A 12,465-nucleotide genomic window follows, 5' to 3' on the forward strand; every position below is an offset into this window, starting at 1 on the left:
ACTCTTTATTTTGGGTACTTAAAGTTTTTTCATTGGTAAATTTTAATATATAATATATTCAAAGAGATATACTGGGAGGGTTTTAAAATGATGAATTTAATTGATGTTACAAACAGTTATGCACGTGAGATCGATAAAGAATTAAGGACTTCACCTGCTCATTTTATTAAAGTATATACGCTGGGAAATTCGATCGTCGTTCACAAGAAAAAAGAAGGTTTCGATGAGATCGTGATCTCCAATAAGTTACGTTCCATCACAGACAGTGAACTAGATTTTGTTTTAGACCACCTTTTAGGCCAAGCTAAAGAGGAAGCCACGATCTCAAAGGCAGGTAAAGTTATCGAGATTCAAACTGGATTTAAATAAAACATTGGTCAGAGTGATCAAACTATCATTGCAGCAAGCAAAATACGCTACCTTCAACTTTGGACCATTGGTTCGGACTGTAGTTTGTTTTGCTTTTTTGTTTATCATTTTATGCTTTGCAAAATTCGTATTTAAAAAAAAACACTAACTACGGTATAATAGATAAGTAAGAAATCAATCAAGTGGAAGAGGTGAGGTATATGTCAAGGTTTGGCCCATTTAACGTGATCAAACGAGGGTTGAAAGTGCTCCGCAAAGAATTTTCAACTAAAAAAAATGACGAATCATCTTCCACACCTGACCGTGTACAAGTGAATATTCTGCGTGAAAATACTAGTCCTACCGTTTCATCGCAGCTTAAATTACACTCTGGCAAAGAAAAAAAACAAACAGAGCAATTTTCAGCTGAAAATGCTAAATCACAATTGAGTCAAACAATTGCACGTCCAATACCCGCTACCATTTTGGTCTTATTTCTAGACGAAAAGCAGAATTATCTGGCAAAAGCTCAAGTTTTACATGGCTATCGCGGTCAGGAAGTCGACTTTAAAATCAAACGTTTTTCTGGTTATTATATCAGTCATATCGAGGGTTATACTTCTAATTTTACCGATAAATATGGTGTGATCAAAATTCACTACCAGCGACATCAAGCTGCTGCGGTCTGGTTATTAGCCAAAGATATCGACCAGCAAAACTTGCTGACAAAACCCGAATTCATCCATGGCAAGTTACATGCACCCTATTCTTTAGTGGCACCAAGTTTTGCTAACTATCGTTTATTAGAAGCCCGAGGACCAGTGAACGGTCATTTTTCAAAGCGACAACAATTCGTGATCTATTTGTATCGTCAAAAGTTATGGCAAAACGTCGACGAGAAGATGCGTCTAATACAAACGACTGACTTCGTCAAATGTGTCAGCGAGCCTCAAGGTAAAGAATTAAAAATGACGCTTGCCAAAAATACATTCTGGCAAATTTTCAAAACTGTTCAAACAAGTGATGGTCAATTATGGTACTGCCTCGGAGGAAATACGTGGGTCAAAGCCACCGAAAATACCAAGCTAGTTGATAAGGACAAATATTTAACTGGCAAGACACGAGCAGATCCAGTCTCGAAAAGTTATGCTGTTCCACTACATGTGTCAGCCAAGATCGATTTTATTCCCGGCAAAAGAGTAAATTTATATGATTTACCCTGTGGTAAAAAAACTGCTCAATTAGAAGATGGCCAAACGGTAAAGCTCAACGCACAAAAATTTATCAACGGCATGCAGTGGTATCATGTTACTAATGTTGGTTGGTTGTTAGCTGAGTATTTAAATTTTAAACACTAAAGCAACTTAATAAAAAAGGTGTACTGCAGTCGGTAAAAGTCATAACCGCAAAGGCAAAAGGTTAGAAGTCAGTGGCAGGTTTAACCGCAAAATAATTAGCGAAAACATAAAAAAAGGTGGTGGAACAATCGTGTCTGATTGCTCCACCACCTTTTTTATCGAACTAACAAAACCTCATTTGGCCACCTTATCTTAAAGCAGTGAAAATAACTTAACGTTTGGATATTTATCTGCAAACCAGCGTTCAGCAAATTCATTTTCAAATAAGAATAGTGGCTGTTCATTCCGATCCTTAACTAACATATTTCTGGAACTGGCCATATTTTCATCTAGTTGATCAGGATCTATCCAGCGGGCGATCTTGTGACCTAGTGGTGTCATCACAACTTCCGAATGATATTCATTCGACATCCGAAATTGGAAAACTTCAAATTGAAGTTGGCCCACAGCTCCCAAAATGTAATCACCAGTCGAATAACTCTGATACAGCTGGATCGCACCTTCTTGGACCAACTGCTGGATCCCTTTATGGAAAGACTTTTGTTTCATAACATTTTTGGCAGTGACCCGCATAAATAATTCCGGCGTAAATTGCGGGAGTTTTGGATATTCGATCGCATTTTTTCCCGTATAGATCGTATCACCAATTTGAAAATTACCGGTATCATATAAACCAATAATATCGCCCGCTACAGCATTTTCAACGGTTTCTCGGCTATCGGCCATAAACTGAGTGGAATTGGACAGACGCATTTTTTTAGAAGTCCGCTTTAAGTTAACATCCATTCCACGTTCAAACTCTCCGGAACAGATCCGAACAAAAGCGATCCGATCACGGTGTTGTGAGTTCATGTTAGCTTGGATCTTAAAGACAAAACCGGAAAACTCTTCTGAATCTGGTTGAACCTCCGTCTTTGCAACAGTTTGATGGGCTGCAGGTGCGGGTGCAAACTGTAAATAGGCATCTAAGAAAGTTTTGACCCCAAAATTGGTCAGTGCTGAGCCAAAGAAAACCGGAGTAAGTTCACCACGAGCGATCTTAGTTGCATCAAAATCATTGCCAGCATCTTTTACTAATTCCACATCTTCCAAAACTTGCTGATAAATACTATCCCCAGCTAATTCATTATCGACAGCTAAAGTCCCATCTTCGTTAAGGGGTAAAAAGTCCTGACCTTTAGCTTCTGAATGGTACAACTCAACGCGATTATTATAGATGTCATATAGGCCTCTAAGGTCTTTGCCCATCCCGATCGGCCAGTTCATTGCATATGCATCGATCCCCAAAACATCTTCTAATTCACCGATCAGATCTAAGGGTTCTCTACTGTCACGATCAAGCTTGTTCATAAATGTGAAGATCGGGATACCACGCATCTTACAGATCTGAAAGAGCTTTTTCGTCTGCGGTTCGATACCTTTAGCGGCGTCGATCACCATCACAGCAGAGTCAACAGCCATTAAAGTCCGATATGTATCTTCAGAAAAATCTTCGTGTCCGGGTGTATCCAAAATGTTGATCCGTTTGCCCGCATAATCAAACTGCATCACTGAACTAGTGACAGAGATCCCACGTTTCTTTTCAATTTCCATCCAGTCTGACTTAGCAAAGTTCCCACTCTTTTTAGCCTTAACGGTCCCTGCTGAACGCAAAACTCCCCCAAAAAGCAACAGTTGCTCAGTGATCGTAGTTTTCCCAGCGTCAGGGTGTGAGATGATAGCAAAAGTTCGCCGTTTACCGACTTCACTATTTAATTCTTTTTTTTTCATTTTCCTCACTATTCCTTATTTCTCATATTTACTACTTTCAAAAAAAGGACCGGTTTTAAAATTGCTAACAAACCAGTCCAGTTGTTACTATCAGATTTTTGATCTACTAAATTCCAATTAACGATTCATTTCAAGTTTGGCTTGAGCTTTCTTCTTCGACTTCTCTCGCTCGACTCGATAATCCACGGCAGCGTGAGACAACTCTACTTCCAACTCTAACAAACGATCGTCTTCCATTTTATGAACTACGATGTTTGAACCATCGTCTAAGGTGACTGTATCAACGTCAGACTCTTGCGGGATATAACCAAGTTGAGTAATTACATAACCTGCAATGGTATCAACATCCGGCGCCTGGATATATTGACCAAATTCCTCGTTAAAATCGTCTAACGTCATTTTACCTTGAACAATAAAATCCGCTGGAGTAAGTGAGACCATCATTTGATCTGGCTCATCAGATTCGTCTTCGATCTCACCAACGATCTCTTCGATCAGATCTTCTAAAGTAACGACTCCAACGACTCCCCCGTATTCATCCAACAAGATAGCCATTTGATTTTGTTCGTTCTTCATTTCATAGATCAACTGGTCGATCATAATAGTTTCCGGAACAAAAAAAGGTTCCCGCATCACCTGACGGATCATTGTATGTTCAAAGCCAAACCGCCGTGCTGTTTTTACCAAGTTTTTAATATGGACAACACCAATGATATTATCCTTATCTTCATGATAGACTGGAACACGCGAATAATTCATTTGGAGGATATCGTCAATGCTGCGGTCATTATCATTAGTAATATCGATCATAAACGCATCGATACGTGGGACCATTACCTCACGTGCCATTTTCTCATGCAAGGACAAGATCCCCTCGATCATTTCATACTCATCATTGTCGATCTCACCATTGCTACGTCCCTCTTCGATCAAATCGACAATATTTTGCCAAGACATTCCTTGCCTCGGTGTAGTCAAGGTCGGCTCGTCTTTTCCCAGTAGTTTGTTGAACCAGCTGCTAATAATAACAAGCGGCATAAATAACACAAGGAACCAATGTCCAAAACGATAACCTTTAAAAGCAACTTGAACTGGATCGTGGACAGCAAGTTTCAGCGGCCACTTAACAAACAAAGCCTCACCTAATACGCAAGCCAATATACCAAGCAAGAGCCCGCTTACAAGTACACTTATCAAATCCTCGTCTACTGCCAAAAAAACAGCCGCTACCAGAAATATTAAGCCCAAAAGACAGGTAGTTAAACGGGCAACATGGGCAGTTTGATGTTCGTTTGAGAGACTTTTAACCAAGCCAGCCACTTTTTTTTGTCTTCTAGCGGATAAGGATCCACTAGCCTTCTCAAGCACTTGCGGCGTTGTATTTCTTAAAGATTGCTCATATATAGCAAAGCAAAAACTGAGTCCGATCAATACTAAAGCTAGGACCAACAAACCCCACTGCTGTCCAGGATCAGCATCCATAATTTTCCACCACTCCAATAATAAAGATTACAATGATTAAATTATACTATATTTCGAGCACTTTAAACAAATTATTTTGGAACCTTGACTGTATCTCCGGCGGTCAAGTTCACGTCTCCACCCATATCATTTAAGTCCTGTATCTTAGAAACACTTGTTTGATATTTCTGTGCTAACTCTCCGATAGTTTCACCATCAGAAACATTAACTGTCTGAGTTTCTTCTTTCGATGAAGAACTAGCAGAACTCGAATCTTTTTTGGAACTAGCCTTTTTTTGTGAAGAAGCTTTAGCGGAACTAGCTTTCTTCTCACTAGCCTGTTTCTTGGCCTTAGTCGAAGTCTTAGTATCAGACTCTTTTTTAGCCGCCGCCAGTGAACTAGAATCAGCCTGCTGTCTCTTTTCCATCTTCGATGATTCTGTGGCCTGGTTGCCGTTCAAATTGAATTGCTGACTTTCAGTAAGCCACCAACCTCCACCAAACAACAAGATGACCGCTACAGTCACGATCCAACCAAGCTTACCAGACTTATTTGTTTTAGTAGTATCAGATTCGCTAGTCATTTCAGCAGAATTATCAGGCTTGTGGGTCTGGCCGACTGGATCAGAGCCGCGTTCAACAAAAAACGCCTTGCGCATACGAGGTTCATCTTTACGAGTATAACCCTGCTTAAATTGCTCACCCTTGAACTCGTCGTACAAGCGATCGATGTCAAAGTCGACTTGTTCTTGTTGTTTTTTAGCCAAATAATCGTTTTGTTCTGGCAAACTTAGGCTATAGTAATAGTCAATAAAGTATTGATATTGCTGCATCACATCGCGTGATGGACCAAAATCTTGCTGTTCACCAAATTGTAACCAAATTGTCCGTTCACAAAAAGCTTCGACATTTAAACCACGTGAATCACTAATAAAAAATGAAACTCCCAGATCCTTCAAACGTTGGATCCGTGCCGCCGTTTTCTGGAAGAAATCTTGATCTAATAAGAAAAATACATCATCGATCAAAACCAGTTCTGGTTGAATGTACAAGGCGATCCCCAAACTCAAACGCGCGCGCATCCCAACAGAATATTCTGAAACCGGACGGTACAACCACTGTCCTAATTCACAAAAATTGACGACACCGTTTGTCAGATGATCGCCTTTGAAACTATCGATCTCGGCTTCGCTGATCTTGGTTCGAATATTTTCCAAACCAGTCTGCTCTGTATCCAATCCATGTGTAGCAGAAGCAAGGTTGATCTTACTGGCACACGTGATAAAACCGGTTGTCTGTTGCGTTATACCAGCTATGACCTGTAACAAGGTTGATTTTCCCGAGCCGTTCATCCCAACTAAACCAACAGCCTCACCATCATTAACGTTTAACGAGATCCCACGCAATTGCCAAAAACGATCATTCTCGGCAGTTTGCACCACACCTTTGTTACGTTCTTTTTTATCGATCAACAAAGAACTTTCTTTTGTTATATATTTTAATTCAATTTTAGCCATCTTAATCTCCCTGAAATTTTAAATTCGGATATGTTAAATACTAAAGAAATGGGCAGTAACTGTCAATTGTTGCACGATTAATTAAAGAGAATGAAATAATTGTCCACTATCAATTAATAAAGCCTCAACCATGAACAACTCAAGTTTGTTTCCATGATCGAGGCCATTTAAGGTCCTTAGTTATTTTTACTTTTTCTCACTAACATTAAAAGTTGAAGCAGTTTCTTCAGACTTTCCTTCACGTGTCATCAAACCACCTACTTCTTCTTTAATGTCCGCATCTCGGTACAAAACATTATAGATCGCAGTAGTGATCGGCATATCGATCTGCTTTTGTTGCGAAAGCTCATAAGCTGCCTGGGTAGTGTTGATCCCTTCAATGACCATTCCCATGTCAGCAATGACATCTGGTAATTTTTTACCAGAACCCAATTGGTCTCCGGCACGCCAATTACGCGAATGAACACTGGTACAAGTTACTATCAGGTCTCCTACCCCTGAAAGTCCAATAAAGGTCAAAGGATCTGCGCCAAAGGCCACGCCTAAGCGACTGATCTCAGCTAAGCCACGCGTCATCAATGCAGCTTTAGCATCATCCCCAAACCCTAGGCCGTGTAATGCACCGGCGCCCAAAGCGATAATATTTTTGAAAGCAGCTCCCAATTCAACTCCAAGTAAATCAGGATTAGTATAGATCCGCAAGTACTCATTCATAAACAAAGATTGGACCTTCTTGGCACTTTCTATATCTTCACTAGCTGCGGTGATCAAAGTCAAGTCATGGTGTGCAACCTCTTCAGCATGACTAGGACCGGATAATGCTACGATCCCTTGTCGATAACCGGACGGGATCTCTTCATCAATGATCTCAGAGATCCGTTTATAAGTATTTAATTCCAAGCCCTTGCTTGCATGAACGATCAAAGGAGCATTATTAGTCGAACGTAAGACGTCACAAACTTGAACTGCAACCTCACGGATCGCCTTAGTCGGTACGACAAACAAAACAACGTCCGCATCAGCCAAAGCCTCGTTCATATCTGTTGTTGCATGCAATTTGTCAGGAAGATGATAATCCTTGATGTATTTATTATTTGTATGCTGTGAATTGATCTCTTCAGCTTGGGAAGCTTTATAAGTCCACAATTCAACCTGGTTGCCGTTCTCGATCAAAACATTTGCAAGAACGCTGCCCCAAGACCCTGCGCCTAAAACAGCAACTTTCTTTTTCATGATCAACGTTTCATCCCAATCTTATTTATTTAAAAATAACGAACTACTTACCTGAGTAACAATACCATATTTATCATTTCCAAGCAATAAAGCGCATAACTATGGGAGGTGAGCCCAAAATGAATACTCAGTCCAAATCTAAAACCAGGTCACAAAAATGAGCAGCATATACTATGCTACCAAAAGACATTTTGCTCCATGTAAACTTAATTCGAGCGAAGACGCAAAAAGTTCAACTACGCGCAACATCTCGTTGTTATCGTTGAACTTCTCATTGTTATAAACACCGGTCTTAATTTACTGTCGTTTGGATAACTCCAAATAACGATTGTACCAGATCTCGACGTACTCTTGAGAAAAGGGGCCTTTTTTATGATCGATCCAGTCCACCAAAGTACGCACATTGTGCTTTAAGATTTTGTCTGTCTCTGCTGAATAGTGCCAGCGTGAGCCAAACTCCTGATATTCATCGACATCTAAGAGTCGTTTTTCCCCGTTCGGAAAGACCTTCACATCCAAGTCATAATCAATGTACTTCAATGCCTCCTTGTCCAAAACTGCGGGTGAAGCCAAATTGCAGTAATAGGAGATCCCATTATCACGGATCATGGTTACAATATTAAACCAGTAGTTGGCGTGAAAATAAACTAATGCCGGCTCCCGGGTGAGCCACCTTCGCCCATCGGATTCTGTGACCAAAGTATGGTCGTTACATCCGATCAAAGCATTTTCACTAGTTTTTAAAACCATCGTATCGCGCCATGTGCGGTGTAAACTACCATCGTGTTTATAACTCTTCAAAGTAATGAACTCACCTTCCTTGGGTCCACTGAAATGTCGCATAAACTTCCCTGCTTTCCATAAACACAGGTGTAAATACACCGAATTCAAATTAATTATAGCAAAACAAGCCGAAATGCACAAAGCAATTCCCACCCTTTTGTGCATTTCAGCTTAGAATTTTATCTTTTTTTCAAATTTAGTTTCACAATTGCTTCACTGCGGGCTGTTTGCGGAAACATATCTATCGGTTGAATGTATCTGACATCATACCCTCGAGTAAGTTGAACCAAATCAGCAGCCAGTGTCGATGGATTACAGGAAACATAAACAAACTTCGCCGGACGGTATTTTAAGATCGTAGCTATTAGTCTATCATCCAAACCGGTCCGAGGTGGATCGACCACTAAAGCATTGGCAGTGAGACCTTGACGAGTCCACTTGGCAAAAAGATCCTCGGCTGTTCCAGCTTCATAATGGGTATTAGTTAATCCTGCTTGCTTCGCATTTTGCTGGGCATCTGAAATAGCTTCAGGAGTAACGTCCATACCGTAAACACCACGCGCTTCTTGAGCAAGATAGATCCCGATAGTACCTGCTCCGCAATACGCATCGACTAACAGGTCACTTTTTTTAAGTGCCAAAGCCGACTTGACCTCAGCGTATAACTTCTCCGTTTGAACAGTATTCAGCTGAAAAAAAGCGCTGGCTGAAAGATGATATTCAACATCGCCAATTTTTTCTACTAATTGTTCTTGTCCGTAAAGACGCACCGTTTTATCGCCCCAGACTAGCGAAGTTTTATTTGGGTTAATATTTTGCATGACTGAAACGACAGCCGGCTCTTCAGCAACTAGGTCAGTGATCAAATTATTGATCTGCGTGATCTTTTTTGTCCGACTAACAAAGACCACTTGTAGTTCATGGTTAGCAAAAGACTCATGTACGACCACCGTTTTGATGACACCTGCGTCGTGCTGCTCATCATAGGGTTGGATCTTCCATTTGGCCAGTAATCTACAAATCAAACGAACGGTCTTCATCGACAAGTCAGTTTGAGTAGAAAAAGTCGGCAGGTCAACTAGCTCGTGGCTGTTAGGACGGTATAAACCGGCCAAGACCTTTCCATGATCACCAGCACGAATCTGAAATTGCAGTTTATTGCGATAGTGATACGGCTCTTGCATCCCTATCGTCTGCCTGATCTCGTAGTTACCAAAATCAGCAGGGCGATATTTTTTTAACGACTGCTTGATCACGTCACGCTTAAATTTGAGTTGAGCAGGATATGCCAAATGTTCCAGCTCAATGCCGCCAACATCATAATGATCAACAGGTTTGACGCGGTCTTTACTTTTCTTTTTGACTCGGACCAACTCGCCTTCCAAATATTTCTGCTTTTCAATAGTGACCCGTGTTAAAACATCCTCATGCGGCAACGCACCTGGAACAAAAATGATCTTACGTTTGTAATAGCCGATCCCTTCCCCATTGATCCCCAAACGTTTGATCGTGACCAAAATTACCTTGCCTTGTAAACCATCACGTTTCGTTTGATGCTTATTTTGATCGTTATACGTGTACTTTCGCTTATTTTTCATTACTTTTCCTCTCATACAAGCAGTTAAATTGTTTCCTGTTTGTTTATCGTTTTTGATTATAACATGCTGGTCATGGAAAAAGACCACTTTTACTATTATAATGTTTGTAACAATTAAAAAATTCAGAACTAAGGAGCAGATTATTTTGACAAAAACGATCACTCTGATCAAAACACAAAAACGTAAAGGACGCTACAACATATATTTGGACGGTAAATATGCTTTTCCTGTCGGTGAAGATGTTTTGATCCGTTTCGCGCTAAGCAAAGGCCGCGAGTTGACCACTGAGGATATTGAAAACATTCAGGAAGCTGACAATACGTCAAAAGCTTATCAAAAAGCTTTAAATTACTTGGCACATCAATTGCGCACAAAAAAAGAAGTCCATGATCATCTTCGTCAAAACGGGATCTCAGACAAAGACATCGAACAAACTATATCAAAATTAACAGAAATGGACTTGATAGACGATCTTCAATATGCACGAAGCTATGTTCGCACAATGGCTAAAACTGCCGATAAAGGACCGACCGTCATTATCAACAAGCTTAAACAAAAAGGTGTCCAAGCTACTAACATAGAAGAAGCCTTGACCGAATTTCCAGAAGAACAACAAGTGTTAAACGGTGTGAATGCAGCAAAAAAAAGCGTTCGTCACTTTCATGGTGAATCTTTTCGCACCAAAAATAATAAAATAAGACAACAATTACTGCAAAAGGGGTTTTCAGGTGATGTCGTCAATTTGATCATGGAAGAATTAAATCTACAACCTGATGAACAAGAGGAAGAAGTTGCGCTGCAAGAGCAAGGCGATAAACTTTGGCGTAAAAACCAGCGCTATGAGCAAAAACAACGATCACAAAAAGTACGTCAAGGCCTTTACCGTAAGGGCTTTTCCGGCGATCTGATCACACACTATCTTGATGCAAAAAACATGGAATAAGTAGCTCGTCTGTACTTTAATTTTTTTGTTCCTAGTATATATTGTCATTTTGCGCCGTTGATATGCTGAGGTTATGGTTTATTTTGCAGATTTAAGCCATTTCTTTCAGTTATCAATGGCTCTCTTTGGTGTTTTGCGCCGTTGATTGCCTCGACTTTTAGCTCACTTTAAGGTTTTGAGCCACTTATATGCCGAAGTTATGGCTCACTACGGCGTTTTGAGCCATTTCTTCCACCAATCAATGGCTCTCTTCACCATTTTGAGCCGTTAGTATGGCTGAGTTTTGGCTCACTTGACTGTTTCCAGCCATTAATCTTGCTCACTTTGACGTTTTTTGTCCCTTTGCACAGTTTCTCTCACTGATGTGCCATCGTTGCTCCTGACCTAACACAGTAACAAAATTACACAAGAAAAAATAACTTTCAATTTAAGCTCAAGATTCAAAAATACCTCGTTATTTAGATCTTTACATCTAAACAACGGGGCACCTTGGAATTATTTTATTTTGCAGACTTATCTTTTTTAGAATTCTTTTTTTTGGCCATGCCTACCCGATCGTACAACCGTTTGATCGCAGTCTTTTTGGGTTGGATCTTACCGTAATGATACTTTTCGAGAGTCGAATTTACTAGGGCACCTAATAAAATTACCCAACTTGAGAAATTCAACCAGAATAACAGCACGATAAAAGTACCGATCGTTCCGTAACTTAAGACTGATTTTGCAAAATATTTCAAATAAATTGAAAAACCTTGTGTCAAAAGCATCCAACCAATTGCCGCAAATAAAGCACCTGGCCAAACGTAACGCAAATGAGTTTTGGCATTAGTCAATGTCATATATAGAAATAACATCACCAAAAAGATGATCACAAAGGTTACTAGAAACTTATATTTAGAAAAAGCATCCAACCAACCCAAGGATAAATGGAAAATTGGAGCCAAATATTCAAGAACTATCTGACCAAAACTATTAATAACAAAGGCCGCAATAACGATGATCGAGAACAACAAAATCATCAAGAAAGAAAAGATCCGGCTCGTGATCGCATTATCATAATCTTCGACACCGTATACCTGATTGATTGCCATTTTTAAGGCATTGACCCCACGACTTGCCGACCAGATCGTCAAGATCCCTGTGACCGATGCCAAACCGCCAGAACTATTAGTCAAAAAATCCATAACGATCGGCTTGATGGTGCTATAAATTGCCGACGGAAAAGCCGTTTGAAGATAAGGCAAAATGGTATCTGCCTTTAAACCCAGCATAGGTAACAAGTTAGTCACGAAGATCAACATCGGGAATATCGCTAACAGTGAATAATAGGCGGTCACTATTGCGGTGTTTCCCAGGTTCACTTCTCCAAATTGTTTAATTGCCAAATCTGCAAATTTTTTGACAGGCTGTAATTTTTTTCCGAGATCCATTCAGTTGATTCACATCCTACTTTA

General features: G+C 40.2%; 10 protein-coding genes. 3 read left to right on the forward strand and 7 right to left on the reverse strand.

What is annotated here, in order from left to right:
* Nucleotides 1-87: 87 nt before the first annotated feature.
* The gene (locus tag AC3XNE_RS00150) at nt 88-369 is read left to right on the forward strand and encodes a DUF1827 family protein (protein ID WP_489832231.1); all 282 of its coding nucleotides are present in this window, start codon (nt 88-90) and stop codon (nt 367-369) included.
* Between the two features lie 200 nt (nt 370-569).
* Nucleotides 570-1,706 (forward strand): MucBP domain-containing protein, encoded by a 1,137-nt coding sequence (locus AC3XNE_RS00155; RefSeq protein ID WP_489832232.1) that lies wholly within the window; start codon nt 570-572, stop codon nt 1,704-1,706.
* A 192-nt stretch (nt 1,707-1,898) separates the two neighbouring features.
* Here AC3XNE_RS00155 and AC3XNE_RS00160 read toward each other — a convergent pair whose 3' ends face one another.
* The 6 genes from AC3XNE_RS00160 to rlmD all read right to left on the reverse strand — a co-directional run bounded on the left by AC3XNE_RS00160 (nt 1,899) and on the right by rlmD (nt 10,068).
* Nucleotides 1,899-3,476 carry a peptide chain release factor 3 gene (locus AC3XNE_RS00160; RefSeq protein ID WP_489832233.1) on the reverse strand — a complete coding sequence of 526 codons (1,578 nt, stop codon included), beginning with the start codon at nt 3,474-3,476 and terminating at the stop codon, nt 1,899-1,901.
* 117 nt (nt 3,477-3,593) lie between these two features.
* Nucleotides 3,594-4,958, reverse strand: a complete 1,365-nt coding sequence (locus AC3XNE_RS00165; protein WP_489832234.1) for a hemolysin family protein — start codon at nt 4,956-4,958, stop codon at nt 3,594-3,596.
* Nucleotides 4,959-5,029: 71 nt separating this feature from the next.
* Nucleotides 5,030-6,454, reverse strand: coding sequence for an ATP-binding cassette domain-containing protein (locus tag AC3XNE_RS00170; RefSeq protein ID WP_489832235.1), 1,425 nt, complete (start codon nt 6,452-6,454; stop codon nt 5,030-5,032).
* 186 nt (nt 6,455-6,640) lie between these two features.
* Nucleotides 6,641-7,687 carry an NAD(P)H-dependent glycerol-3-phosphate dehydrogenase gene (locus tag AC3XNE_RS00175; protein WP_489832236.1) on the reverse strand — a complete coding sequence of 349 codons (1,047 nt, stop codon included), beginning with the start codon at nt 7,685-7,687 and terminating at the stop codon, nt 6,641-6,643.
* Between the two features lie 297 nt (nt 7,688-7,984).
* On the reverse strand, nt 7,985-8,530 hold the full coding sequence (locus AC3XNE_RS00180; RefSeq protein ID WP_010497028.1) for a DUF402 domain-containing protein: 546 nt from the start codon (nt 8,528-8,530) through the stop codon (nt 7,985-7,987).
* A 119-nt stretch (nt 8,531-8,649) separates the two neighbouring features.
* Nucleotides 8,650-10,068 carry a 23S rRNA (uracil(1939)-C(5))-methyltransferase RlmD gene (gene rlmD / locus AC3XNE_RS00185; RefSeq protein ID WP_489832237.1) on the reverse strand — a complete coding sequence of 473 codons (1,419 nt, stop codon included), beginning with the start codon at nt 10,066-10,068 and terminating at the stop codon, nt 8,650-8,652.
* 145 nt (nt 10,069-10,213) lie between these two features.
* Here rlmD and recX point away from each other — a divergent pair, with 145 nt between their 5' ends.
* Complete coding sequence (gene recX / locus AC3XNE_RS00190) at nt 10,214-11,011, forward strand: recombination regulator RecX (protein ID WP_489832238.1); 798 nt, start codon at nt 10,214-10,216, stop codon at nt 11,009-11,011.
* 500 nt (nt 11,012-11,511) lie between these two features.
* Here recX and AC3XNE_RS00195 read toward each other — a convergent pair whose 3' ends face one another.
* Nucleotides 11,512-12,441, reverse strand: coding sequence for a YihY/virulence factor BrkB family protein (locus tag AC3XNE_RS00195; protein WP_489832239.1), 930 nt, complete (start codon nt 12,439-12,441; stop codon nt 11,512-11,514).
* Between the last annotated feature and the right edge of the window lie 24 nt (nt 12,442-12,465).

The sequence above is a fragment of the Ligilactobacillus sp. JN-6 (Y).1 genome, assembly GCF_058111525.1.